This window comes from Brevundimonas sp. SH203, from assembly GCF_002157625.1.
Taxonomy (GTDB): domain Bacteria; phylum Pseudomonadota; class Alphaproteobacteria; order Caulobacterales; family Caulobacteraceae; genus Brevundimonas.
This window is the reverse complement of record NZ_BDMM01000008.1, coordinates 36,279-61,825: the sequence shown is the minus strand read 5'-3', so window position 1 is coordinate 61,825 and position 25,547 is coordinate 36,279. Positions and strand designations below refer to the sequence as shown.

Sequence of the window (25,547 nt, the reverse complement as noted above, 5' to 3'; positions counted from 1 at the left end):
CGATCAGCCGATCAGCGCCCGCGCCGCTGCGCGGGCCTCGTCGGTGATGGCGGCGCCGGACAGCATCCGGGCGATCTCCTCCTGGCGGTCTTCATCATTCAGGGCGACGACGGTGGTGGTGGTCATGACGCCGGTTTCGGAAGGCGCATCGGCCTTCTTGACCTTCCAGTGGGCGTGACCGCGCGCGGCGACCTGGGGGCTGTGGGTCACGACCAGAACCTGGGCGCCGGTCGACAGCCGTTTCAGGCGCGATCCGACGGCCTCGGCCACTGCGCCGCCCACCCCCTGATCCACCTCGTCGAAGATCATCACCGGCTGGCGCATGTCCTCGCGGCTGGCCAAAGCCGCCTTCATGGCCAGGGCGAAGCGCGCCAGTTCGCCACCCGAGGCGATGGCGTCCAGCGGGCCGAAATCGGTTCCGGCGTTGGTGGCGATCTGGAACCGCACGGTTTCCAGCCCCTCCGGCCCGCGCCGTCCCTCGATCCGCTCCAGCGCCACGCGGAACCGCGCCCGCTCCAGCTTCAGCGGCGTCAGTTCGCCCATGACGGCGGCGGTCAGCCGATCAGCCGCCGCCTCGCGCGCCGAGGTCAGGAATTCGGCGGCCAGATCATAGGCTTCGGCCGCCTGCGCGGCCTCGCGGCCCGCATTGGTCAGCGCCTCCTCGCCGTCCTCGATCAGACGCAGTTGTTCGCGCAGACGGATACGCAGGCTCGGCAGGGCGTCGACGCTGGTGTTCAGCTTTCGCGCCGCCGCACGCAGGGCGAACAGCCGCTCCTCCGCCTTGTCCAGACGCCCCGGCTCATAGTCGAAGGCGTCGGCGGCGGCGTCCACGGCGGCGATGGCTTCGGCCGCCTCGACCATGGTGCGATCGATGGCCTCCACGGCGGCGGACAGTTTCAGAACGACCGGATGATCCCCCTCGGCCCCCGCCTGTCCGGCCCGCTGGCGCGCGTGTTCGACGGCGCGAAGGGCCGCCCCCAGCTTCTGGCTCAGCTTGTCGCCGCCCAGCTGCGTGCGGGCGTCGGCCAGGTCGGCGATGGCCTTTTCCGCCGCGCCCAGCAGCGCCCGTTCGCCGGCCAGTTCCGTCTCCTCATCGGCGCGCGGGTCCAAGGCGTCCAGTTCGGCCAAGTTCAGGCTGATCTCTTCCAGACGCGCGGCGGCGTCGGCGGCCTGGGCCTGCAGTTCGGCCAGCTTGGCCTCTGCGGCCTTCAGCCTGGTCGATGCGGCGGCCACCGCCGACAGCTGCGGCTGTAGCCCGCCATAGGCGTCCAGCGCCCCGCGATGGGTGCGCCAGTCCAGCAGGCCCACCGTCTCGTGCTGGCCATGAACCTCGACCAGGGCTGCGCCGATCTCGCGCACGGCCGTCACCCCGGCACGCTGGTCGTTGACATAGGCGCGGCTGCGGCCGTCCGCGCCCAGAACCCGGCGCAGGATCAGATCCTCGCCCGGCTGGACGTCGAAACCCTTGTCGGCGATCAGGGCCAGCAGATCGGGATCGTCAGGCGCCGAGAACACCGCCGTCGCCACCGCCTGCTTTGCGCCATGCCGCACCAATCCCGCATCGCCACGCCCACCCAGCGCCAGGCCAAGCGCGTCCAGAATGATCGACTTGCCCGCCCCCGTCTCGCCGGTCAGCACGGTCAGCCCCGACGCGACGTCGAGATCCAGCGCGTCCACCAGGACAACGTCGCGAATGGACAGGGCGGTCAGCATGGGCGCACGCGATTCGACATCGCCGTCATTCTAACGCGGCCCGCTCAGGAACAAATCAGGAATTGCGACCAGAAAGGCGAAGATGCCTCAGCCGGGAATGAGACGCTTCAGCCAGCCTTCGCGCTTGGCCTCGGGCGCCTTCTCCGGCGTCTGGCCGTTTTCGGTCAGCAGGGCGTAGGCCTCGGAATACCAGGGGCTGCCGGGATAGTTGTAGCCCAGGACGGCGCCGTTGCGCGTCGCCTCTTCCTTCAGCCCGAGCTGCAGGTTCACCTCGACCAGACGATACAGGGCTTCCGGCGTGTGCGAGGTGCGCTGATAGTCGGGGTTGGCGATGACGGCCTTGTAGCGGTTCAGGGCGGCCAGCGGCTGGTTGGCGCGCTGATAGTAGCGGCCGATGTTCATTTCCTTGCCGGCCAGCTGGTCGTTGACCATGTCGATCTTGACGGCCGCGTCCGAGGCGTAGGGCGTGCCGGGATAGCGGCGAGCCACGTCCTTCAGACCGGCCAGGGCGGCGGTGGCGTAGCCCTGGTCGCGACCGACATCGGTGATCTGTTCGAAGTTGCAGACCGCCTTCATGTAGAAGGCGTAGGCCGCCGACGGATTGCCGGGGAACAGTTGGATGAACCGATCCGCCGCCGCGATGGCGTCGGCGTAGTTGTTGTTCTGATAGTAGGCGTAGATCTGCATCAGGATCGAACGACGCGCCCAGTCCGAATAGGGATGTTGACGTTCGACTTCCTGGAAATAGTCCACCGCGTCGGACCAGCGCCGCTGCTGCAAGCGATCATAGCCGGTGTTGTAGAGCGCCTCGACCGGGCGTTCTTCATAGGCGAGCTTGGGGCGTTTTGTGCCGGAGCAGCCGGAAATCGTCACGGCGGCGAGCGCCGCGGCCATCAGCACCATGCCGGAACGGAACTTAGAAACGGACAAGGACGACCCCATGACGTGTGAAGGACACGGTCATAGGACCGCTTCCGTCGGAAACCAAGGCGGCGATCTCTAGCACCCGAGACCGAGCGGCGCCATGCCGAGGAAATCTCCGCATATGACTTGCCCTGCCCGGCTCCGCTGGTAAAGAGCGCGCCAACCGACCGCCGTTCATGGGGGGCGGATGACGGCGAAAGGATGACCGGCCGATGAAGCTGCTCTCTGGCAACTCCAACCGCGCATTGTCGCAGGCCATCGCCGACCACCTGGACGCCCCCCTGACCAAGGCCCAGGTCAAGCGTTTCGCCGACAACGAGGTCTTCGCCGTCATCGAGGAAAATGTACGGGGCGAGGATGTCTTCATCCTGCAGTCGACCTCCTATCCGGCCAACGACAACCTGATGGAGCTGCTGATCATCACCGACGCCCTGGTCCGGGCCTCGGCGCGGCGGATCACGGCCGTCATGCCCTATTTCGGCTACGCCCGTCAGGATCGGAAGACCGGCGGCCGCACCCCGATCTCGGCCAAGCTGGTGGCCAATCTGATCACCCGCGCCGGCGCCGACCGGGTGCTGACCATGGATCTGCATGCGGGCCAGATTCAGGGCTTCTTCGACATTCCGACCGACAATCTGGTCGCCACGCCCGTCCTGGCCCAGGACATCAAGGAAAACTACGCCCGCGGCGACGACCTGATGATCGTCTCGCCCGACGTGGGCGGCGTGGTGCGCGCCCGCGCCCTGGCCAGCCGTCTGGACGCCGACCTGGCCATCGTCGACAAGCGCCGCCCCAAGGCGGGCGAGAGCGAGGTCATGAACATCATCGGCGATGTCCAGGGTCGCCGCTGCATCCTGTTCGACGACATCGTCGATTCGGGCGGCACCCTGGTCAACGCCGCCAAGGCTCTGATCGCCCAGGGCGCGACCGAGGTGTCGGCCTACATCAGCCACGGCGTCCTGTCCGGCCCGGCGGTCCAGCGCATCACCGACGGCCCGCTGAAGGAGCTGGTGATCACCAACTCTATCGAACAACCCCACGAAGTTTTGAACTGCCCGAAAATCCGCGCGGTTTCCGTGGCTCCGCTGATCGGTGAAGCTATCCGTCGGATCGCGAACGAGGAATCGGTCTCCAAACTGTTCGATTAACCCTCGGGTAACCATACGGAACGCCTTATAAGCGCCCATAGTGTTGGCGCTTTTGCGCGCGTGATCGCCTTGAGGATGTTCCAATGAAATCGGCCCCCCTGCGCCGCGGCGTCTCCGCCGTCGCCCTCGTCGCCGCCATGATACTCGCCAGCTGCGAGAGCGGACCGTCCAAGGCCGAGCTGGAGGCTCAGCGCCTCGCGGCCGAACTGGCCGCCCGCCAGCCGCCCCCCGTGTCGCTGAACCAGGGCGTGGCCGAGGCCGCCTCCATCTACGTGGCCTTCCTGCGCGAGGCCCGCACCATCCAGCCGGGCGGCTTCCCCGATGCGGAATCGATCCAGGCGGCGATCCGCAAGGGCGCGTCCTATGACGCCGAACAGCTGTCGCGCGGCCTGATCGCCTATGGCGCCATCATCGCCATGCAGTCGCCCGAGTTCGTCGCCGGGGTGCGCCAGTTCGCCATCGACCCGACCCAGCGCCAGCAGATGGTGGCCCAGATCGTCGCCGACCCGGCCTATGCCGCCACCCTGCCTGGCGCCGACGCCGCCGCCGGCCTGATCGCCAGCACCATCGGCAAGGATTCCGTGGCTATGCGCGCCATCGCCGAGGGCATCGAACAAGACGCCTATACGATCCAGGGCCGCAGCGATCCGCGCCGCCGCTGGGCCGTTACGCCGATCGCCAACCGTGAGGTCCGGCTGGAGGGCGCCAAACACCTGTCCGAGGTCAATATGCTGCCCTCGGCCGAGGAATCGGCCCGTCTGTTCGCCGCCGCCAACAGCGGAACCGGCCTGGGGCTGGAAACATCGCGCAAGGGTCCGCCCTACACCCCCGCCGTCGTGCGTTCGCTGGCCATCGCAGCCCTGGGCGCCCTGGGCGCCGGCGGCGACGAGGCGCGGGTCAACACCGAGGCCCTGACGCACGAGCCGAACAGCGAATTCTGCCTGAACATGTCCAAGCTGATGCTGTTCCAGTGCCTGGCCGCCTCGCGCCCCAGCTATGAGGACATCTTCTGCCTGGGCCGTCATGTGACGCGCGATCTGGCCACCTGCACCACCGAGGCCACCCAGATCACCACCATCATCGTCGGCGATCCGCAGGAAACCGGCGCCCCCGCCCGCACCCCGGTCGCGGCTGTCGCTCCGGCTCAGACGCCCGCCCCGGCCGCCACACCGGCCGTCACCACCACTCAATCGCTGAACACCGGCCCGACCACCCGCTAGGTCCTTCCGGTCCAGAACGACGAAAGGCCCGCCCCGAGCGATCGGAGCGGGCCTTCTTTGTTGGCGACGATCTATTCGTAGCCGTGCGCCGCCTCGTTGATGACCTGCGACGGCATGGACGAGAAGTCCACGGCGACAGGTGCGGCGGTCTTGGCCTGATAGGTCCGCAGAACGTGCGTCATGCGACGGCGCACCTCCCGCTCGGCTTCCGTGCCGGTGTCGAGCGCCAAAGGCGCCAGGCAGAAGTCGATGATGGCTTCGGTTCGGGTCAGAGGTTCCATCGGTGCGGTTCCTTTCCTGGGTTAAGCCGCGTGGGTGAACTGGGCGGTCTCGGTCGAGTCCTTCAGCGCGGTCGTGGACGACGTGCCGTTGGAGATGACCGTGGCGACCTGATCGAAATAGCCGGTGCCGACTTCGCGCTGGTGACGGGTGGCGGTGTAGCCGCGCGCCTCGTTGGCGAACTCGCGCTGCTGCAGCTCCGAATAGGCCGCCATGCCGTTGTCGCGATAGCCGTCCGCCAGCTCGAACATCGCGTTGTTCAGGGCGTGGAAGCCGGCCAGGGTCACGAACTGGAACTTGTAGCCCATGGCGCCCAGTTCGCGCTGGAACTTGGCGATGGTGGCCTTGTCCAGCTTGGCCTCCCAGTTGAACGACGGCGAGCAGTTGTAGGCCATCAGCTTGCCCGGATGCTTCTTCTGGATCGCCTCGGCGAACTTCCTGGCGTCGTCCAGATCCGGGTGGCTGGTCTCCCACCACAACAGGTCGGCGATGTTGGCGTAGGACAGGCCCCGCGCGATGCAGTGGTCCAGACCCGTGCCTTCCTTCAGGCGGAAGAACCCTTCGGGCGTGCGGTTCTCGCGGTCGATGAAGGGCTGGTCGCGCTCGTCGATGTCCGAGGTGATCAGTTGGGCCGACTCGGCGTCGGTGCGGGCGACCGTGAGGGTCGGGGTGCCCATGACGTCGGCGGCCAGACGCGCGGCGACCAGATTGCGCTCATGCGCCTGGGTCGGGATCAGGACCTTGCCGCCCAGGTGTCCGCACTTCTTCTCCGACGCCAGCTGATCCTCGAAGTGGACGCCTGCGGCGCCCGCCTCGATGAAGGCCTTCATGATCTCGAAGCTGTTCAGCGGCCCGCCGAAACCGGCCTCGGCGTCGGCGACGATGGGGGCGAACCAGTCGCGCTTGGCCCCGCCCTCGGCGTGCTCGATCTGATCGGCGCGCTGTAGGGTGCGGTTGATGCGACGGCACAGTTCCGGCGCGGCGTTGGCCGGGTACAGCGACTGGTCGGGGTACATGGCGCCCGCCGTATTGGCGTCCGCCGCGACCTGCCAGCCCGACAGATAGATGGCCTTCAGACCCGCACGGACCATCTGCATCGCCTGATTGCCAGTGACGGCGCCCAGGGCGTTGATGAAGGGCTCAGTATGCAGCAGCTCCCACAGCCTGTTCGCGCCACGTTCGGCCAGCGTATGGGTGACGGGCACCGAGCCGCGCAGGCGCAGGACGTCTTGCGGCGTATAGGGGCGCTCGATGCCGTCGAAGCGGCCGGCGGGCGAAGGAACCAGATCGGCGAAGGTGGTCATGGTCGAACTCGTCTCTGCGAAGGGCGCGGCCGCAGCCGCCGTCCCGCAGACAAGAACACGCCTAAGTCACGAATGACACAGCGCCAGCGCCGATATAGGAGTCACTATGTCACAACGTGACTTTACACAGCCAGTCACATCATGACACCCTGTCGATATGGATACGGCGGTCGATCGCAAACTGTTCCTTGGCGCGCGCCTTAAGCGGTTGCGCCGCGACCTGTCGCTGACCCAGACGGCGATGGCGGCGGACCTCGGCGTTTCCCCCAGCTATCTCAACCACATAGAGCGCAACCAGCGCCCCGTGTCGGCCCAGCTTCTACTGCGTCTGGCCGACACCTATGACGTCGATTTGCGCAGCCTGAACCAGGCGGGCGCGGCCGACGAAGCGCGCCTGGCCGAAATCCTGACCGACCCGTTATTCAAGGGCCTGTCCGCCCCCCGGCATGAGTTGGTGCAGCTGCTGGAAGAGGCCCCCGGCGTCGCCGACGCCCTGTTGCGTCTCTATCAGGCGTTCGACGACGGCCGCGCCAGGGCCCGCGCCGCCGCCGAGACCGGCGAGGGTCTGGTCGAATCCAGCCCGGCCGACTGGGTGCGCGAATACATCCAGTCGCGCGGCAATCACTTCCCCGAACTGGACCAGATGGGCGAGGCGCTGGCCGACGCCCTGACGGCCGAGGCGCCCGTCCACGCCGACGGGTTCGAACCCGCCGCACGCCAGCGACTGGCGGCCCGCCATGATCTGGGCGTCCGCACCCTGCCGGCCGAGGTCATGGTGGAGTGGACACGCCGATACGACCTGCACCGCCGCCGCCTGCTGCTGTCGGACACCCTGGGGCCGTCGTCCCGCGCCTTCGCCATCGCCTATCAACTGGCCCTGGCCGAACACGGCCCGGCCCTGCATCAGATGGTCGAGGCGTCCTCAGCGCCTGACGCCGCCACACGCGCCCTGTTGAAGGTCGCCCTGACCAACACCCTGGCCGCCGCCGTCCTGATGCCCTACGCCGCCTTCCAGCGCGCGGCCGAGGACGGCGGCTACGATCTGGCCCGTCTCCAGGCCCGGTTCGGCGTCAGCTACGAGCAGGCGGCGCACCGGCTGACCACCCTGTCGCGCCCGACCGCGCGGGGCGTGCCGTTCTTCCTGATGCGGGTCGACCAGGCGGGCAATATCTCCAAACGCTATGCGGCCGGGGCCTTCCCCTTCTCGCGTTTCGGCGGCGCCTGCCCGCGCTGGCGTCTGCACTCGGCCTTCCGCACGCCGGGCCGCATCGTCACCCAGATCATCGAGACGCCGGACGGCAATCGCTGGTTCACCTTCGCCCGCACGGTCGAGCGCCAGGGGCACGACGGCTATGGCGAGAGCCATGACCTGGCCGTGGGTCTGGGCTGCGAACTGCGTCACGCCCATCGCCTGGCCTATGCGCGAGGCCTGGACCTCGACAGCCCGGACGTGACGCCCATTGGCCCCGCCTGCCGCCTGTGTCACCGCCACCCCTGCGCCGAGCGCGCCGCCGCCCCCATCGACCGCCCCCTGGCGGTCGATGACTGGTCCAAGTCGGTCAGCCCCTATCCGTTCGGCGCGGCCTGACGCCTAGCGCCGCTGATCGGCCGTGCGGTCGCGGATGGCGTTGAATTCCGCCGTCGGCTTCCACGCCGGCCAGGACGCGCTGTCGGCGACCGTCAGCCCCAGACGATACAGCAGGTCCAGGTTCTGCAGGGCCGCCGTGAAGTCATAGTCGGCCCGCCATTCGTCCGTCAGCTTGTGATAGTAGCGGTCCATCTGCCCCTCGTAATAGGGCTTGCCCGTCTCGATCCCGCCCTCGACGAAATCGCGCCCCGTCCACGGCATCAGGGCCGGCACCCCGCCGGCGGCGAAGTTGAAGTGGTCCGAACGGTAGTAGAAGCCTTCCTCGGGATAGCCGTCGCCGGTCACGACCCGTCCCTGCACCGCGGCGAACCGGCCCAAGATGTCCTCCAGCTCCGACTTGCCGACGCCGAACACGGCCACGTCCCGCGTCGCGGGCGTGAAGGGCAGCATGTCGATGTTGATGTCGGCCGCCGTCCTGGCCAGCGGATAGACCGGATCGGCGGCATAGGCTTCCGACCCCAGCAGCCCCTGCTCCTCGGCCGTGACGTGCAGGAAGACCACGGTGCGTTTCGGCGCCGGTCCCGCCTTGAACGCCCGCGCCATCTCGATCAGCCCGGCGGTGCCCGACGCATTGTCCCAGGCGCCGTTGAAAATGTCGTCGCCCTCGGCGTTGGGCGTCCTGGCCTTGCCGATGTGGTCCCAGTGGGCGGAATAGAAGACATATTCGTCCGGCCGCTCCGTGCCGGGGATCTTGGCCAGCAGGTTGTTGGAGTGGATGACCTCGGTGGTTTCCGCGATGTCCACGTCCAGACGCGCGCCCAGATCGACCGCGCCGCCCAGCGCGCCGGTCTTGGCCTTGGCCAAGGCCGCCTCCAGCGCCGGGCCGCCGATGGCCGTCGCCGTCGCCAGGTTGATCGCCCCGGTGAAGCGCGCGTCCTGGGCGCCCTTGATCGTCATCTGCGGCCAGGTCGCCCCGCCCACGGCCCGACGCCAGCGGTTGTCCTGATCCTGCAGGGTGATGACGCCCACGGCGCCGCGCCTCAGCGCCTCCTGCATCTTGTGCGTGGTCGAGCCATAGAAGTTGGGGTCCGCCCCCATGCTGTCCGGCTGGCCCCGCAACACGACCGCGACCTTGCCGGTCAGGTCCGCCGCGCCATAGTCGTCCCAGGTCGGGGCGGAGATGCCGTAGCCGACGAAGACCAGCGGCGCGCCGGTGATCGCCACCACGGGATCGGCCGCCCCCGCCCGCAGGGTGATGTCGGTTCCCGAGGTCAGGACGTGGCGCGCTCCATCCGCCCCCGTCCAGGCCGCCGTCGGCGCCCGCTGCGGCGTGAACCGCACCAGTTCGACCGGCTGCAGCCACGAGCCGTCACGCCCGCCCGGCTCAAGCCCCATCGCCTCATACTGGGCCTGCAGATAGGCCAGGGTCAGCCGTTCGCCGACCAGACCGGGGAACCGCCCCTCCATCTCGTCCGACGCCAGATATTTGATGTCATCCGACAGGCGCTGGGCGCTGAACCGCGGCGTGGCGGCCGAGGCGATGGCGAAGGCGTCCGCCGGCTGTCTGGGGGGCTGGACCGGCGTGGTGGCGCAGGCAGCCAAGGCCAGGGCGGCGAAGGCGACGACGGATGAGCGGCGAAGAATCATGGGGCTTACTCGATGCGAACACGACGAACGGGGCGGAGACGCCTCCCCGCCCCGTCTGGATGGTGCAATTTAAATCAGCGGCGCTGTGACGCCGTCGTCGCGCGAACCGGCGCGAACTCCGAACCCGACTTCCACTGCGGCCAGTCGCGGCTGTCGGCCAGGGCGCGACCGACGTCGTAGAAGACCGTCAGATCCTCGATCATGCCGCGATAGTCCCAGTCCGGCGACCATTCGTCCGCCGCCTGGTGATAGCGTTTGGCCCCGTATTCGGAACGCGCCGCCTCGCGCTCTGCGACCGGCGCATCGCGGAAATCGCCTCGGCTGCCGGCATAGGCCATCGGCACGCCGCGCTTGGCCAGGGGGAAGTGGTCCGAACGGTAATAGGTGCCGGCCGCATTCTCATGATCGGGAACCAGGGTGCGCCCCTGCGGCTGAATCGCCGTCGCCAGCCGCTCGTCGAAGTCCGACTGACCATAGCCCGTGACGCCCAGTCCCCTGACGCGGCCATAGACGTTCATCGAATCCATATTGAAGCCGCCGACCGTCCGGGCCAGCGGATAGACCGGGTTCACCGCATAGTATTCCGAGCCCAACAGGCCGCTTTCCTCGCCGGTGAAGCTGATCATGACGATGGAGCGTTCGGTGCGCGGCGCGCCGCCGAACATCCGCGCCAGTTCCAGCAGGCCCGCCGTGCCCGAGGCGTTGTCGACGGCACCGTTGAAGATGCGGTCGCCGGTCGCGTCCGGCTCGCCCATGCCGATATGATCCCAGTGGGCGGTGTAGAGGACCGTCTCGTCCGGGTGGGTCGTTCCCGGCAGGCGGGCGATGATGTTGTGACTTGTGACCTGGTTGGTCGCCACGTCGAACTCGGTCGAGAAGGAAGCGCCGGTCAGGGCGACGGGCTGGAAATCGCGGCTGCGCGCCTGAACCTTCAGCGCCTCGAAATCCAGACCCGCACGGCGGAACAGATCGACCGCCACGTCGCGCTGAATCCAGCCCTCCATCGGCACGCGCTCGGCCGCCGCGTTCTGGCGCAGGATGTCGAACTGCGGCACGCCCCACGAGTTGGCCACCGTCTGCCAGCCATAGGAGGCCGGGGCCGTCTCATGGACGATCAGCACGCCCGCCGCGCCTTGTCTGGCCGCCTCTTCGTATTTGTAGGTCCAGCGACCGTAATAGGTCATGGCCTTGCCGCCGAAGGTGTTCAGCGCCGGCTCCTCGAAGTCCGCTTCATTGACCAGCACGACCAGGATCTTGCCGCGCAGATCCTGGCCCTTGAAGTCGTTCCACTGGCGCTCGGGCGCATTGATGCCATAGCCGACGAAGACCAGCGGTGCGTCCTTCAGGCTGACGTGTTCGGCCGGGCGGCGGGTGGAGATCGCCACCTCTCGCCCCTGCGTCATCGGCAGGGTCCAGTCGCCCAGTTTCAGCGAGGCGTGGACGTTGGACTGGACGAAGCGGTTCAGGATCACGTCCTGCGTCCATTGGCCGTTCGGCCCGCCCGGCTGGAAGCCGGCGGCGGCGTAACCTTCGCTCAGATAACGGATGACTTTCTCTTCCGCCGGGGTGGCGATGCCGCGCCCTTCGAAGCTGTCGTCCGACAACGTCTTGATGTCCTGCGAGATGCGCGCCGCATCGAAGGCCGGAACGGTGTGGACCGCCCCCGGATCGGGCGCCGTGGCGCAGGCCGACAGGGCGGCGCCCGCCAACAGAACGGCGGCGAACGAAGAGACAAGACGCATGATGGATAGGCCCCACAGCCGAAAACGATGCCGGACCCTAGGCGGCCGAACCCATCGTGTCGATTCCGTGTCGCGGACCAATCGTCACAAACGAAAAGCCCGCCGAAGCGAACTTCGGCGGGCTAAGGATTTTCACTCTGACGTTCGTCTTAGTGGGCGACGCCCTTCCAGATGCGGCGGTAGGCGGCGTAGGTGACGCCCGCGAAGATCAGCAGATAGATCAGCACGCCGAAGCCGGCCTGTTTGCGCTCCACCATCTTCGGTTCGGACGTCCAGGCGATAAAGGCGGCCACGTCTTTGGCGTATTGATCCACCGTCTGGGGCGACCCGTCGTCATAGGTGACGAGGCCGTCCTTCAGCGGCGGCGGCATGGCGATGAAGCCGCCGGGCGGAACGTGCTTGTGGTCGCCGTTCCAGAACGGCGTCAGGTCGCCCGCCATATAGGGGTTGTAGTGCTGGCCGTCGCGGATAGTCAGGCCGGCCGGCGGGTTCCGATACCCCGACAGCAACGAATAGATGTAGTTGGCGCCGTCGTGACGGGCCTTGGCCATCACCGACAGGTCGGGCGGCGCGGCGCCGCCGTTGCCCGCCGCCGCCGCCGTGGCGTTCGGATAGGGGCTGCGGAACTTGTCGGCCGGCGTGGCGTCGCGCTGGATCGGCTCGCCGGTCTCGCTGTCGATGTCGCCGACCTGCACTTCCTTGGCCAGAGCCTTCACGACGGGGTTGTCGTTCGGGTTCGGATACTTCGGATTCCAGAACGGCCCATGACGGTCGCCCAGGTTCCGATAGTGCATCAGGTTCATGCTGTGACAGGCCGAGCAGACCTCGTGATAGACCTTGTAGCCGCGTTGCAGCTGGCCCTGGTCATAGGTCCCGAACGGCCCCTCGAAGCTGAAACCGCCCGAGCGCGGGTGGGACGCGGCCCCCGAGGCCAAGGCGGGCGCGGCGGCGCCCAGCAGGCCCAGCGCGACGGCGGCCGAGGCGATGATCGTCTTGAACGACATGGTCTTGGTTCCGATCGTCATACCCCTCACCCCTTATGCTCGACGGCGCCCACGCCGGTCAGCACCGGCTCGGAAATCGTCGCCGGGATCGGCAGCGGTTGCTCCTTCAGTCCGACCAGCGGCATGATCACCAGGAAGAAGACGAAGTAGTAGAGGGTGAACAGGCGCGTCAGCCACAGATAGCTGTTCAGGTCGCCGTCGAAGAGGGTGAAGGTCTTGAACGAGCCGATCACGTGGGCGTCCGGCAGTTGTCCGCCACACCAGCCCAGGCCCACGCCCACCACCAGGAAGATGATGAAGAAGGTCCGCATCGTCGGGCGATAGCGCATGGAGCGCACCTTGGACGTATCCAGCCAGGGCAGGACGAACAGCACGCCGATGGCGCTGAACATCGCCACCACGCCGCCGAACTTGTCCGGGATGGCGCGCAGGATGGCGTAGAAGGGCAGCATGTACCATTCGGGCACGATGTGCGCCGGCGTCTGCAGCGGGTTGGCGGGGATGTAGTTGTCCGCGTGGCCCAGGGCGTTCGGCTGATAGAAGACGAAGATCGCGAACAGGATCAGGAACAGGATGATGGCGAACCCGTCCTTGACCGTGAAATACGGGTGGAAGGGCAGCGTGTCCTTTGCCTGACGATCCTTGGGGATCAGAATGCCGACGGGGTTGTTCTGACCCGCCGCGTGCAGCGCCCACAGGTGCAGCACCACGCAGCCCAGAATGGCGAACGGCAGCAGATAGTGCAGCGAGAAGAAGCGGTTCAGCGTCGCATTGTCGATCGCCGGGCCGCCGCGCAGCCAGATCAGGATCGGCTCGCCCACGCCGGGGATGGCCCCGATCAGATTGGTGATGACCTCGGCGCCCCAGAAGGACATCTGGCCCCACGGCAGGACGTAGCCCAGGAAGGCGGTGGCGATCATCAGGAAGAAGATCACGCAGCCGATGATCCAGATCATCTCGCGCGGCGCCTTGTACGAGCCGTAGTAGAGGCCCCGCAGCATGTGCAGATAGACGGCGATGAAGAACATCGACGCGCCGTTGGCGTGGACGTAACGGATCAGCCAGCCGCCGTTCACGTCGCGCATGATGCGCTCGACCGAGGCGAAGGCCAGGTCGACGTTGGGCGTATAGTGCATGGCCAGAACGATGCCGGTGACGATCTGCGTCACCAGGCACAGGGCCAGGATGCCGCCGAAGGTCCACCAGTAGTTCAGGTTTCTGGGCGTCGGCAGGGACATATAGTCCGCGCCGAAGCGAATGATGGGCAGACGGCTGTCCAGCCATTTCTCGACGCCCGTCTTCGGGACGTAGGTGCTCTCGTGGTCGCTCATGATCCCCCCTTGTCCTCAGCCGATCTTGACGCGGGTGTCGGACAGATAGTCGTAGTCCGGCACCACCAGGTTCAGGGGCGCGGGCCCCTTTCTGATGCGGCCGGAGGCGTCGTAGTGCGAGCCGTGGCAGGGGCAGAACCACCCGCCGTAATCGCCCGCGCCGAATGTCGGCACACAGCCCAGGTGGGTGCAGGAACCGATGACGACCAGATATTTCTCATGCCCCGGCTTGGTGCGCTCGGCGTCCGTCTGGGGCTGTTTCAGGTCGGGCGCATGGTCGTCGGCGATGACCTTCTGCAGCTCGGCCGGGGTGCGGTAACGCACGAACACCGGCTTGCCCTGCCATTTGATGACGACCTGCTGGCCTTCCTGAACCTTGGTCAGGTCGAACTCGATCGAGGCCAGGGCCAGGGTGTCGGCGGCCGGGTTCATCTGGTTGATCAGCGGCCAGGCGATCATCGCGCCCGCGCCGACCGCCGCGGCGCCCGCCGCGATATAGATGAAGTCGCGACGATTGGGATCGCCGCTCTCGGGATTGCCAGCGTCTTGGGTATGCACGACCGATTCGGCCAAGTTTCCACCTCCCGATCGCCGCGACAGAAGCTCTTGAGGCTTCCTCAGCCGCGGCGCCAAACCAACAAACGACGCAGGATTCCCCGACGGCCCTTGACCTGCGCCCCTCTGACGCAAGCTGCTGACGTTTCTTGCGAAACGCTCGCAAATAGACCGCGACAAACCCCCTCGTCGCGCGTATCAACGGGCTTAGAATGCGTCTCGCCCTTTTTCAACCGGACATTCCTCAGAACGTCGGCGCCTGCATCCGGCTTTCGGCCTGTTTCGGGGTCGATCTGCATGTGATCGAGCCGACGGGCTTCCGATTCGACGACCGGGCGATGAAGCGCGCCGCCCTGGATTACGGCCCTCTGTCGCACATGACCCGGCACGCGGACTGGGAGGCGTTTCAGGCCGACCGCCCGGCCGGACGGCTGATTCTGCTGACCACCAGGGGCGCCACGCCCCTGCCCGACTTCGTTTTCCGGCCGGACGACATCCTGCTGTTCGGCAAGGAGAGCGCGGGCGCGCCGGATCATGTCCACGCCGCCGCCGACGCCCGCGTCGTCGTGCCGCTGCGCCCGCAGGCCCGGTCGCTGAATCTGTCCGTCACGGCGGGCATCGCCCTGTGGGAAGGTCTGCGCCAGACCGGCGGCGTCGGTCAGCCCTGAGCGGGCGTCGCCGGCCGCGCCAGTGACGGCCGTTCGTTCGCCTTCGACGCCGCGACCGCCTCCACCGCCCGCATGACGCGCAGCAGATTCTCGCCGGCGATCTTGCGGATGTCGGCCTCGGTCCAGCCCGCGTCCATCAGGGCGGCCAGGATGCGGGGATAGGCGTCCACGCCGCCCATGCCTTCCGGCAGGCTGCCGATGCCGTCGAAATCGGCGCCCAGGCCGATGTGATCGACGCCCGCGACCGTCCGCACGTGCTGAATATGGGCCACGACGTCCGCCAGCGTGGCCTGGGGCGTCGGATGGGCGGCCTCCCACGTCTTCAACCCCCTCTCCACCGCGCCGGGATCGCCGGGATTCAGCGTCTTCAGCCGCGCCTCCTCGCCCGCCCGCGCGCCGTTCCAGGCCCGCACCCGCTCGGACACGAAGCCGGGCGCCAAGTTGATCATCACGATCCCGCCGTCGTCGGGCATCATCCGCAGCACCCGATCCGGCACGTTTCGCGGATGATCCGTCACCGCCCGCGCCGAGGAGTGCGAGAAGATCACCGGCGCATCCGACACGCGCATGGCGTCCAGCATCGTCTCCTCGGAGACGTGGCTCAGGTCGACCATCATGCCCAGCCGATTCATCTCCTTGACCACCGCTTCCCCGAACGGGCTGAGCCCGCCCCATTTCGGCGCGTCCGTCGCGCTGTCGGCCCAGGTCGTGGTCTTGGAGTGGGTCAGGGTCATGTAGCGCGCGCCGGCCCCATAGAATTCGCGCAACAGGGCCAGGGAATCGTCGATGGAGTAGCCGCCCTCCATCCCGATCAGGCTGGCGATCCGGCCCGACTTGAACACCGCCTCGACCTGGTCCGCCGTGGTCGCCAGGCCGAAGGTCTCGGGATAGGCGCCGATGATGCGCTTGGCCGTGTCGATCTGTTCGAACGTCTCCTCCACCGCCTCCAGCGGGGTCAGGCTGGCGGGCACATAGACGGACCAGAACTGACCGCCCACGCCGCCGGCCCGCAGCCGGGCGATGTCGGTGTGCAGCCGGGTGGACGCCGACAGGTTCGTCGTCAGATCGACCGCATGGACGTCGTTTCCATACTGCTGGCGCAGCGCCCACGGCAGGTCGTTGTGGCCGTCGATCAGGGGCGTGGTCTTCAGGAGCTGCATGACCCGCGCCTCGCTGGCGGCGCTTTGCGCCTGGGCTGCCCCGCTCATGGCCCCACTCAAAGCCACGACGGAGACGGCGAGAAGAAGGGCGGCGCGACGCAGCATGGTGTCTTTTCCTGAAGAACGGCGAGCGGCCATTAGCCGTGAGCAGATGGCCGCTGGCAACCTCTTCGGATGACGGCGCGGGCGCGACGTGGTTCAAGCGGCCCATGAGCGACGCCGTCTTCTCCGATCCGCTCGACCTGAAGAAGGTCGAGACCCGCGCCTGGTTCGAACACCTGCGCGACCGCATTCACGCCGCTTTCGAGGCGCTGGAGGATGCGGCCCCCGCCGATCTGTTCCCCGGCGAACCCGGCCGGTTCGTTCGCACCGCCTGGGAAAGGCCCGAAGGCGGGGGCGGCGTCATGGGCATGATGCATGGGCGGCTGTTGGAGAAGGTCGGGGTCCACGTCTCGACCGTCCACGGCGCCTTCCCCGCCGACTACGCCAAGAACGTGCCGGGCGCCGACGTCGATCCGCGCTTCTTCGCCACCGGGATCAGCCTGATCTGCCATCCGGTCAGCCCGCGCGTGCCGGCGGTTCACATGAACACCCGCTTCATCGCCACGACCAAGAGCTGGTTCGGCGGCGGCGGCGACCTGACGCCGGTTCTGATGGCGGATCGACGTCAGGACCATCCCGACACCCTGGCCTTCCACGCCGCGATGAAGGCCGCCTGCGACGCCCACGACCCGGACTGGCACGCCAGATACAAGGCCTGGTGCGACCAGTATTTCTACCTGCCGCATCGCCAGGAGCCGCGCGGCACCGGCGGCGTCTTTTACGACCATCACGACAGCGGCGATTACGACCGCGACTTCGCCTTCACGCGCGACATCGGCCTGGCCTTCCTGGACGTCTATCCCCGCATCGTCGCCGCCCGCATGGCCGAGCCTTGGACGGCGGAGGAGCGCGAGGAACAGCTGGTTCGACGCGGCCGCTATGTGGAGTTCAACCTGCTCTACGACCGCGGCACCATGTTCGGTCTGAAGACCGGCGGAAACGTCGAGTCCATCCTGTCCTCCATGCCGCCCATGGTGAAGTGGCCTTAGGTCCAGCCACAATCATTTCCGTCATCCTCGGGCTTGACCCGAGGAGTTTAACTCATCGCCTCCACGAACACGTCCCCCGCACGGCTGCGATAGCGTTCCCTGTGTCGTAACAGGCGGAACGGCCGTTCGGGCAGGGTGAAGGGCGCCGTCGCCAGTCGCCCGGCCGCGACCGACGCATAGGCCACGCTTTCCGACAGGGCCGTGGCCCCCGCCCCGGCCTCGGCCGCCGCCAGAACCGCCTCGTTGGACGGCAGGGTCATGGTCACGGACAGTTCGGCCGGATCGACGCCCGCGTCCCGCACCGCCGCCTCCAGCGTCGAACGGGTGCCCGACCCGACTTCGCGCAGCACCCACGGCTGACCCGTCAGGTCCCGCGCCTCAAGCGCCCGCCGCGTCGCCCAGGGATGGTCCGGCGTCACCAGCACGGCCAGCCGATCCGACCCCACCTGCGTCTGCGACAGGGCCGGCGCGTCAACCGCCCCTTCGACCAGTCCGATCTCGGCGGCGCCGCTCAACACGGCCTGCGCCGCCTCGCGCGTATTGCCGATCTCAACCGCCAGTTCGACGCCCGGATAGGCCGCGTGAAAATCCACCAGCCGGCGCGGCAGCCAATAGCTGGCGATGGTCTGGCTGGCGAACACCGCCAGACGCCCGCGCCGCAGCGCGCTCATGTCCGCCAGCGCCGCCTCCGCCGCCTGCGCCCGCGCCAGCACCGCCTTGGCCTCGGGCAGGAAGGCGCGACCCGTCTCGTTCAGCACGATCCCGCGCCCAACCCGGTCGAACAGGCGCACGTCATGTTCCCCCTCCAGCGCGGCGATGGCGTTCGAAACGGCCGACTGCGTCAGATTCAGCGCCCGCGCCGCCGCCGTCACATGGTCGCGTTCCGCCACCGCGACGAAGATACGCAGACGTTCCAGGGTCACGATTGATCTCCAAATCGGATTGAAACGACCATAACTATCCGTTGGACCGCCGTCGAGAAGGGGCGCATCCCATCCAGATGAAGTCCGTCGCCCTGCCCGCCCCCCTCGTCGCGCCCCATCTGGCGACGTTGAAGGCGTTCGGTCGGTCGCGGGGTCCGGGCCTCATGCTGTGCCTGCTGGTGACGCTGGCGGCCATCGGCCTGACCAGCATCGAGCGCGACGTGATCGGTCATGTCTGGCTGGAACCGCTGGTGCTGGCCATCCTGCTGGGCGCCGCCGTCCGCACCGCCTGGACCCCCGACGTGCGGTTCAAGGCCGGGATCGACTTCTCGGCCAAGATGCTGCTGGAGATCGCGGTGGTGCTTCTGGGCGCCTCGGTCAGCGCCGCGACCCTGTCGTCGCTGGGCGTATCCGTCGTCGTCGGAATCCTACTTCTGGTCGTCTTCGGAATCGTCGTCGGTTTCGGGGTCGGCCGCGCTCTGGGTCTGAACCCGCGCATGGCCCTGCTGGTCGCCTGCGGCAACGCCATCTGCGGCAACTCGGCCATCGCCGCCGTGGCTCCCGTCATCGACGCCGACGGCGAAGAGGTGGCGGCCTCCATCGCCTTCACCGCCGTGTTCGGCGTGATCGTGGTTCTGGCCCTGCCGCTGCTGGGCGGCCTGATCCATCTGAACGGCCTTCAATACGGCGCCCTGGCCGGGCTGACCGTCTATGCCGTGCCTCAGGTGCTGGCCGCCGCCTCCCCGTTCGGCGCGCTCGCGACCCAGACCGGCACGGTGGTCAAGCTGGTGCGGGTGCTGATGCTGGGGCCGGTGATCCTGGCCCTGTCGCTGATCTTCCGCGACCGCGCGCCCGGCGCCCCACGGCCGGGCCTGACGCGGCTGCTGCCCTGGTTCATCGTCGGCTTCCTGGTCATGATCGCCCTGCGTTCGCTGGACCTGATCCCGCAAGGCCTGCTGTCGCCGATGGCGGCGGCGTCGGGCTTGCTGACCGTCGTGGCGATGGCCGCCCTGGGCCTGCAGACGGACATCCGGGCCGTGGCCCGCGCCGGCGGCCGGGTCGTCGCCGCCGTCGTCCTGTCCCTCAGCGCGTTGGTGCTGCTGGCGCTCGCGCTCATCCGCCTGCTGGGCCTCTAGATTCCGCTGCCCTGATCCTCGACCGGGGGCGGGGTGAGCAGCAGGAAGGCCCTGATCCACGCGGTCAGCACCGCCCGGTCGTTGGGCCGTTTCAGACTATCGATCGCCTCGTCCGCCACCGGATGCGGGATGCGCGTCCCGCGTCGTCCCTCGATCAGGGCCGCGGCATACTCCGGCTGGAACTCCGGGTGGCACTGGAACGAAATGGCGTCCTCGCCCCAGGCCAGGCCGGCATAGGGGGTGAAGCCGCTGGAGGCGATCACGCGCGCATCTTCCGAAATCGCGATCACCTGATCCTGATGCGAAACGGGAATGGCGATGGTTCGCGCGCGTGGATGCATCCACGGCTCGGCCGCTCGCACGTCATAGCGGTGCAGCCCCACGCCCCAGCCCTTGTGCGACTTCTCCACCGCGCCGCCGAACGCATGGGCCAGCACCTGATGGCCGAAGCAGATGCCCACCAGCCGCGTCCGGCCCCGCGCCGCCCTCAACCAGTCGATCAGCTGCGGAATCCACGGCAGGTCGTCATAGACGCCCGCCGCCGATCCGGTGACGATGGCTCCCTGAAACGCGGCGGCATCGTCCGGCAGATGGCCCGCCTGCACATTGAACCGCGTCGTCGGCACGCCCTCGCCCAGCAAGGCCCGGAACCGCGCGGGATAATCATCGAAGTCGTCCTTCAGATGATCGGGCGGATGGCCGGTTTCCAGAATGGCGATGCGGGTCATGGCGTCACCCTAAGGCGTCGCATCAGAAGGTCCAGACCTCTGCCCGCCCGCCGGCGTCGCCCAGAGCCCTGGCCGCCCAGCCGCAGATTTCGTCCGCCGCCGCCTCGCCCCCTTGCGGCGGATTGACCACCACCATGGCGCAGCCGTTCATCTTCATCGGATTGGTCAGGGGCCTGAGCCGCGCCTCTGCGACCAGCGTCGGCCCCGCCCGCCCCTGCAAACGTCGAATGAAGGCGTCGAAGGTTTCCAGATCCTTCAACGGCGTCCAGATGGCCACCGTCGCCTTCGGATCGCGCCGCACTACCGCGATCGCCGTTTCGGCCGCGCGCGCATAGTCGTCGGGCTTTTCGAACGGCGGGTCGATCAGCACCAGCGGCCCGCGCGCCTTGGCCGCCTCCGCAACCGCCAGAGCATAGCCGTCGCCCTCGCGCGCCTCGGCGTTCGCACGGCCCTGAAGCGCCTCGCTCAGCATCTGGCGCACTGGCGGGTTCAGCTCGAACCCGACATAGCGGCCGCCCTGTTCCAGCGCGTCCGCGATCAACAGCGGCGATCCCGGATAGAACCGCACCCCGCCGTCCGGGTTGAACCCCGCCACCCGCTCCGCCAGGGCATCGATCAGCGGCGGACGCCCCTCGGCGCTCATCAACCGCGCCACCCCGGCCTCGGCCTCCTTCGACCGCGCCGCATCGCCCGACAGGTCGTAAAGCCCCGCCCCGGCGTGGGTGTCCAAAACTACGGACGGCCGGACCTCCTTCACCAGCCACAGCACCAGGGCGTGTTTGACCAGATCGGCGAAGTTTCCGGCGTGAAAGCTGTGGCGATAGTTCATGCCGCCTCGTCCCCCGCCCGGCCTCACGGGTCAAGCGGAACTCGCCGCCTCGGCGTCGCGTTCGTCGCTTGTCAGCACACGGCTGAAATGCCGAGCAAAAGGAAATGCGGCGCATGGCCGACGGATCGCACGCCTTCGACATCGCCGCCGAAGTCCCTAAGGGCCTCAGCTATTGCAGCGACGAGTTCGCCGGCCTGACCCGCCGCCGCTCCGGCAAGGGTTGGTCGTACAAGGACGCCAGGGGCCAGACGGTGACCGACGCCAAAACTCTGGCCCGCATCCGCGCCCTAGCCATACCGCCCGCCTGGACCGACGTCTGGATCTGTCCCAAGGCCAACGGCCATATCCAGGCGACCGGCCGCGACGTGAAGGGCAGGAAACAGTATCGCTATCACAACGACTGGAGCGCGGCCCGGTCCGAGAACAAGTTCGACAAACTGCCCGCCTTTTCGCGCGCCCTGCCGAGACTGCGCGACAAGGTTGAGCATGATCTGGCCCTGCGCGGCGTGTGTCGCGACAAGGTGCTGGCCACCGCCGTCCGCCTGTTGGAGATCACCCTGATCCGGGTCGGCAACTCCATCTACGCCAAGCAGAACCGCAGCTATGGGCTGACAACCCTGCACAAGCGCCATCTGGACGTGGATGGGGCGGCCTTGACGTTCGAGTTTCGCGGCAAGAGCGGCAAGGATCATAGCGTCAGCGTCAAGGACCGCCGTCTGGCCCGCGTCGTGCGTGAACTGGAGGGTCTGCCCGGCCAGCAGCTGTTCAAATACCGTTCGGCGGACGGCACGCTGTGTCCGGTCGATTCCGATGACGTGAACGCCTACATCCGCGACGCGATGGGCGATCAGTTTTCGGCCAAGGATTTCCGTACCTGGGCGGGCACCGTCTCGGCCGCGCGGGCGCTGCGCGACATGGAGGCGGCGACCTCGCCCACCGACGCCAGGCGAAAGATCACCGTCTGCGTCAAGGCCGTCGCGGGCCTCCTGGGCAACACCCCGACCGTGTGCCGCGCCTCCTACGTCCACCCCAAGGTCTTCGCCCTGTTCGAAAGCGGCGAGATCGCCAAGACCCTGCCCGGATCGGAGACGAAGGGGTTCGAAAAGGCGCTGATCAAACACCTCTCGGCCTGATCAGCGCCTGTCGTCTCAGGCGGCCTTGTTCCAGTCCAGCACCACCTTGCCCGACTGACCCGACTTCATCGCCTCGAAGCCTTCGCGATAGTCGGCGTAGCCGAGGCGGTGGGTGATCAGGGGGCTGAGGTCCAGACCGGCCTTCAGCAGGCCCAGCATCTTGCGCCAGGTGGTGAACATTTCGCGGCCATAGACGCCCTTGATGGTCAGGGCCTTCAGGATGATCGCGCCCCAGTCCGTCTCCATCGGCTTGGCCGGAATGCCCAGCATGGCCATGCCGCCGCCCATGATCAGGGTGTCCACGCATTGCTTGAAGGCGACGGGCGAGCCCGACATCTCCAGCGCCACGTCGAAGCCGACCTTAAGGCCCAGCTCGTGCATGACGTCCTTCAGGTCTTCCTTGGTCGTGTTCACCGCACGAATGCCGGGGGCGACCTTCTGCGCCAGATCGAGCCGGAAGTCGTTGATGTCGGTCAGGACCACCGTCCGCGCCCCCGCATGACGCGCCACGGCGGCGGCCATCATGCCGATGGGACCGGCGCCCGTGACCAGAACGTCCTCGCCCAGCAGGTCGAACTGTTGCGCGGTGTGAACCGCATTGCCGAACGGGTCCAGGATCGAGCCGATCTCATAGGGCACGTCCTCAGGCAGTTCGATGACGTTGAAGGCCGGGGCCACCACATATTCGGCGAAGGCCCCCTGACGGTTCACGCCGATGCCCATGGTCGCTGGGTCCAGGTGGAAGTGACCGGCGCGGGCGGCCTCGGAGTTCAGGTCGATGACGTGGCCCTCGGCCGAGACGCGCTGGCCGACCTTCAGGCGGCGATCCACCTCCTTGCCGATGGCGACGATCTCGCCGGCGAATTCGTGGCCGGTGATCATCGGGGTCGGGACGTTCTTCTGGGACCATTCGTCCCAGTTCCAGATGTGGATGTCGGTGCCGCAGACGGCGGTGCGATGCACCTTGATCAGCACGTCTTCCGGCCCCGCCACGGGGATCGGCGCATCGATCAGCTCCAGCCCCTGCACAGGGCCGGTCTTGGCCAGGGCTTTCATCGTCTCGGTCATGACGGCGTTCCTCGTTGTTCGTCACCCTCGGGTTTATCCCGAGGGCCTATGGCTGAGGCCCCACGCCTCCTCGCCCTGTATTTTCCCGTCGCTGACAAACGGCCATCGCGCGACGGAGCGATGGCTCCTAGGGACAAACCCGAAGATGACCGCCAAAAACGGCTAGATGACGCCCAGCTCCCGGCCCGCCTTGGTGAAGGCCGCGACCGTCTGGTCGATCTGTTCGAACGTATGGGCCGCCGACATCTGGGTGCGGATGCGGGCCTGACCGCGCGGCACCACAGGGAAGGAAAACCCGATCACATAGACGCCCAGTTCCAGCGCCCGCGCCGCGAAATCCTGCGCCAGCCTGGCGTCGCCCAGCATGACCGGAATGATCGGATGCTCGCCCTCCAGCAAGGTGAACCCCGCATCCGCCATGGCCCCGCGATAGCGATGGGCGTTGGCCGACAGGCGGGTGCGCAGGGCGTCGCCCTCATCGCCTTGCGCGATGCGGATGGCCTCAAGGCTCGATCCGCACACGGCGGGCGCCAGGGCGTTGGAGAACAGATAGGGCCGCGCCCGTTGCTTCAGCAGTTCGACCACCGACTTCTTGGCGCAGATAAAGCCGCCCATGGCCCCGCCCAGCGCCTTGCCGAAGGTGCCGGTGACAAAGTCCACCTCGACCCCGTGATGCGCGAACGAGCCTCGTCCCTTCGGCCCCAGGAAACCCGTCGCATGGCAGTCATCGACCATGATCAAAGCATTATATTTGTCCGCCAAGGCACGGATTTCATTCAGCTTGGCGATATAGCCGTCCATCGAGAAGGCGCCGTCGGTGGCGATGATGATCTCCCGCGCCCCGGCGTCACGCGCCTCCTTCAGGCGGGTCTCCAGTTCATCCATGTCGGAGTTGGCGAACCGATAGCGTTTGGCCTTGCACAGCCGCACGCCGTCAATGATTGATGCGTGGTTCAGGCTGTCGGAGACAATGGCGTCATTCTCGCCGAACAGCGGCTCGAAGACGCCGCCGTTGGCGTCGAAGGCGGCGGCGAACAGGATGGCGTCTTCGAAACCCAGATAGGCCGCGATGGCCGCTTCCAGTTCCTTGTGGATTTCCAGCGTGCCGCAGATGAAGCGCACCGAGGCCGTGCCCGCCCCCCATTTCGCCTGCGCCGCCATCCCGGCCTGAGCCACGCGCTCATCGCCCGCCAGGCCAAGATAGTTGTTGGCGCAGAAGTTCAGCACGTCGCGCCCGGCGACCTGGATCACCGGTCCCTGACGCGAGGCGATCACCCGTTCGGGCTTGGTCAGGCCCTGTGCGTCGATGTCTGACAATTCGCTGGCGACGCGATCATAGAAGGTCTGGGTCATGCCATCCGCCCTACGCGCAAATCGCGCACGTTTCCACCTTCAATCAGGTCGCAGGTTGGAGGGCTGACGCACTGCGGATCGGGCTGACGCGAATCTTGCCGCCGCAGGGCTGGAAGGCGAAGCTCTGGCTGATCGCGGCGGTGTCGCCCGGCGCCGTGGCCCGCACGGTCGCCACGTTCGGACAGGTCTTCTGGCCCGCCGCCTCGTTCGGGATCACGTTCCACGCCACCTCGAAATAGGCCTTGGCCTGAGGCGCCAGATCGACCGGCGTCGGCGCCTGTCCCTGACGGAAATAGCTGCCGGGGCTCTGGTCCGCCCGCACCGAGTTCACCGCCTGTCCGCGGCCGTCCAGCAGGTTCACCCCCGGATAGCCGGTCAGGGTGCAGGCGTTGGTCCCCACATTCTGCAGGCTGAAGTTCCGCACCCGGTTGCCCGCCCCCGCATCCCCATCTTCCACCGCCATCTTCAGTTGCGGCCCCTTGCAGGGTGCGGACGCAGGCAGCACGCCGCCCTGCGCAGGTATCGGTTTCAGATCAGGCTTCGGCTGCGGCGGCGTGATCCCGGTTGTCAGATCAGGCGCCGGCGCCGTCAGGGGACGCGCACACTGCTCCAGCACCGAGACAGCGACTTCTTCGTTGGGCGACAGCAGGCTCAGCGTCGCCACCTCGCGCCCGTCGCGGCTGGTGGTCCACCATTCCACGCCCGAGCCGATGTAGCGCGCCCCGCTGGCCGCCTGGACGTTGCGCAACACATAGTCCTGACCCTTGTAGGTCATCTGGGCCGAGGTCTTGTTGGGATAGCGCGCCTCGATGGTCACGCCGCTGCCGCAGGCGTAGCGGACGGCCAGCGCCTCGGACGGCGCCTGCGCCTGCCCATCGCTGGACGGCGCGGGCTGGTCCGGTGAAGCCTGCTGACAGGCGCTGACCCCGATCAGGGCGGTGATGGCGACGCAGACGGTCAGTCGATGCAGCATGATCAGGCTCTCCCCTTTGGCCCTAAACGG

At 67.6% G+C, this 25,547-nt stretch carries 23 protein-coding genes; 7 read left to right on the top strand and 16 right to left on the bottom strand.

Translation table 11 applies throughout. From position 1 onward, the window contains the following. Positions 1-3 precede the first annotated feature (3 nt). Both recN and SH203_RS14775 read right to left on the bottom strand, forming a co-directional pair. Positions 4-1,713, bottom strand: coding sequence for a DNA repair protein RecN (gene recN / locus SH203_RS14780; protein ID WP_087121727.1), 1,710 nt, complete (start codon positions 1,711-1,713; stop codon positions 4-6). 87 nt (positions 1,714-1,800) lie between these two features. Next, entirely contained in the window at positions 1,801-2,655 is an 855-nt protein-coding gene (locus tag SH203_RS14775) for an outer membrane protein assembly factor BamD (RefSeq protein ID WP_087121726.1), read from the bottom strand. Between the two features lie 194 nt (positions 2,656-2,849). Here SH203_RS14775 and SH203_RS14770 point away from each other — a divergent pair, with 194 nt between their 5' ends. Further along, positions 2,850-3,785: a ribose-phosphate pyrophosphokinase gene (locus SH203_RS14770; protein WP_087121725.1), complete on the top strand. Its 936-nt coding sequence runs from the start codon at positions 2,850-2,852 to the stop codon at positions 3,783-3,785. 83 nt (positions 3,786-3,868) lie between these two features. Next, entirely contained in the window at positions 3,869-5,005 is a 1,137-nt protein-coding gene (locus SH203_RS14765) for a hypothetical protein (protein ID WP_087121724.1), read from the top strand. Positions 5,006-5,076: 71 nt separating this feature from the next. On the opposite strand, the gene SH203_RS14760 is transcribed toward SH203_RS14765, so the two are convergent. Both SH203_RS14760 and aceA read right to left on the bottom strand, forming a co-directional pair. Next, on the bottom strand, positions 5,077-5,286 hold the full coding sequence (locus SH203_RS14760; protein WP_087121723.1) for a hypothetical protein: 210 nt from the start codon (positions 5,284-5,286) through the stop codon (positions 5,077-5,079). Between the two features lie 21 nt (positions 5,287-5,307). After that, on the bottom strand, positions 5,308-6,588 hold the full coding sequence (gene aceA / locus SH203_RS14755; RefSeq protein WP_087121722.1) for an isocitrate lyase: 1,281 nt from the start codon (positions 6,586-6,588) through the stop codon (positions 5,308-5,310). A gap of 157 nt (positions 6,589-6,745) precedes the next feature. Between aceA and SH203_RS14750 the strand changes: the two genes are divergently transcribed. Beyond that, complete coding sequence (locus SH203_RS14750) at positions 6,746-8,176, top strand: short-chain fatty acyl-CoA regulator family protein (protein ID WP_087121721.1); 1,431 nt, start codon at positions 6,746-6,748, stop codon at positions 8,174-8,176. 3 nt (positions 8,177-8,179) lie between these two features. Here the strand turns inward: SH203_RS14750 and SH203_RS14745 are convergent, their stop codons facing one another. From SH203_RS14745 to petA, 5 genes are all read right to left on the bottom strand, one after another. Then, entirely contained in the window at positions 8,180-9,823 is a 1,644-nt protein-coding gene (locus SH203_RS14745) for a M28 family peptidase (protein WP_087121720.1), read from the bottom strand. A 74-nt stretch (positions 9,824-9,897) separates the two neighbouring features. Next, positions 9,898-11,565: a M28 family metallopeptidase gene (locus tag SH203_RS14740; RefSeq protein ID WP_087121719.1), complete on the bottom strand. Its 1,668-nt coding sequence runs from the start codon at positions 11,563-11,565 to the stop codon at positions 9,898-9,900. A 149-nt stretch (positions 11,566-11,714) separates the two neighbouring features. Next, a complete protein-coding gene (locus tag SH203_RS14735; protein ID WP_087121718.1) occupies positions 11,715-12,590 on the bottom strand; it encodes a cytochrome c1 in 876 nt (291 codons plus the stop codon). Between the two features lie 5 nt (positions 12,591-12,595). Further along, entirely contained in the window at positions 12,596-13,900 is a 1,305-nt protein-coding gene (locus SH203_RS14730; RefSeq protein ID WP_087121717.1) for a cytochrome b N-terminal domain-containing protein, read from the bottom strand. Between the two features lie 15 nt (positions 13,901-13,915). Next, positions 13,916-14,473, bottom strand: coding sequence for a ubiquinol-cytochrome c reductase iron-sulfur subunit (gene petA, locus SH203_RS14725; RefSeq protein ID WP_087121716.1), 558 nt, complete (start codon positions 14,471-14,473; stop codon positions 13,916-13,918). A gap of 194 nt (positions 14,474-14,667) precedes the next feature. Here petA and SH203_RS14720 point away from each other — a divergent pair, with 194 nt between their 5' ends. Further along, positions 14,668-15,123, top strand: a complete 456-nt coding sequence (locus tag SH203_RS14720) for a tRNA (cytidine(34)-2'-O)-methyltransferase (RefSeq protein WP_087121715.1) — start codon at positions 14,668-14,670, stop codon at positions 15,121-15,123. Here SH203_RS14720 and SH203_RS14715 read toward each other — a convergent pair. Further along, a complete protein-coding gene (locus SH203_RS14715; RefSeq protein ID WP_087121714.1) occupies positions 15,114-16,388 on the bottom strand; it encodes a dipeptidase in 1,275 nt (424 codons plus the stop codon). The two genes, SH203_RS14720 and SH203_RS14715, sit on opposite strands and share 10 nt — an antisense overlap. 104 nt (positions 16,389-16,492) lie before the next feature. On the opposite strand from SH203_RS14715, the gene hemF reads away from it, so the two are divergent. Continuing rightward, positions 16,493-17,374 (top strand): oxygen-dependent coproporphyrinogen oxidase, encoded by an 882-nt coding sequence (gene hemF, locus SH203_RS14710; RefSeq protein WP_087121741.1) that lies wholly within the window; start codon positions 16,493-16,495, stop codon positions 17,372-17,374. Positions 17,375-17,421: 47 nt separating this feature from the next. On the opposite strand, the gene SH203_RS14705 is transcribed toward hemF, so the two are convergent. Further along, complete coding sequence (locus tag SH203_RS14705; protein WP_087121713.1) at positions 17,422-18,297, bottom strand: LysR family transcriptional regulator; 876 nt, start codon at positions 18,295-18,297, stop codon at positions 17,422-17,424. A gap of 77 nt (positions 18,298-18,374) precedes the next feature. Between SH203_RS14705 and SH203_RS14700 the strand changes: the two genes are divergently transcribed. Next, positions 18,375-19,433 carry a YeiH family protein gene (locus SH203_RS14700; protein WP_087121712.1) on the top strand — a complete coding sequence of 353 codons (1,059 nt, stop codon included), beginning with the start codon at positions 18,375-18,377 and terminating at the stop codon, positions 19,431-19,433. Here the strand turns inward: SH203_RS14700 and SH203_RS14695 are convergent. Together SH203_RS14695 and rlmJ are read right to left on the bottom strand one after the other, a co-directional pair. Next, on the bottom strand, positions 19,430-20,161 hold the full coding sequence (locus tag SH203_RS14695) for a GMP synthase (protein WP_087121711.1): 732 nt from the start codon (positions 20,159-20,161) through the stop codon (positions 19,430-19,432). The two genes, SH203_RS14700 and SH203_RS14695, sit on opposite strands and share 4 nt — an antisense overlap. Before the next feature lie 22 nt (positions 20,162-20,183). After that, a complete protein-coding gene (rlmJ, locus tag SH203_RS14690; RefSeq protein WP_087121710.1) occupies positions 20,184-20,990 on the bottom strand; it encodes a 23S rRNA (adenine(2030)-N(6))-methyltransferase RlmJ in 807 nt (268 codons plus the stop codon). Positions 20,991-21,103: 113 nt separating this feature from the next. On the opposite strand from rlmJ, the gene SH203_RS14685 reads away from it, so the two are divergent. Next, positions 21,104-22,123, top strand: a complete 1,020-nt coding sequence (locus SH203_RS14685) for a DNA topoisomerase IB (protein WP_087121740.1) — start codon at positions 21,104-21,106, stop codon at positions 22,121-22,123. A 15-nt stretch (positions 22,124-22,138) separates the two neighbouring features. Here SH203_RS14685 and tdh read toward each other — a convergent pair whose 3' ends face one another. From tdh to SH203_RS14670, 3 genes are all read right to left on the bottom strand, one after another. Further along, a complete protein-coding gene (tdh, locus tag SH203_RS14680; RefSeq protein ID WP_200808974.1) occupies positions 22,139-23,179 on the bottom strand; it encodes an L-threonine 3-dehydrogenase in 1,041 nt (346 codons plus the stop codon). Between the two features lie 174 nt (positions 23,180-23,353). Beyond that, complete coding sequence (locus SH203_RS14675; protein ID WP_087121708.1) at positions 23,354-24,544, bottom strand: glycine C-acetyltransferase; 1,191 nt, start codon at positions 24,542-24,544, stop codon at positions 23,354-23,356. Between the two features lie 43 nt (positions 24,545-24,587). Then, on the bottom strand, positions 24,588-25,517 hold the full coding sequence (locus SH203_RS14670) for a DUF4232 domain-containing protein (protein ID WP_087121707.1): 930 nt from the start codon (positions 25,515-25,517) through the stop codon (positions 24,588-24,590). Positions 25,518-25,547 lie beyond the last annotated feature (30 nt).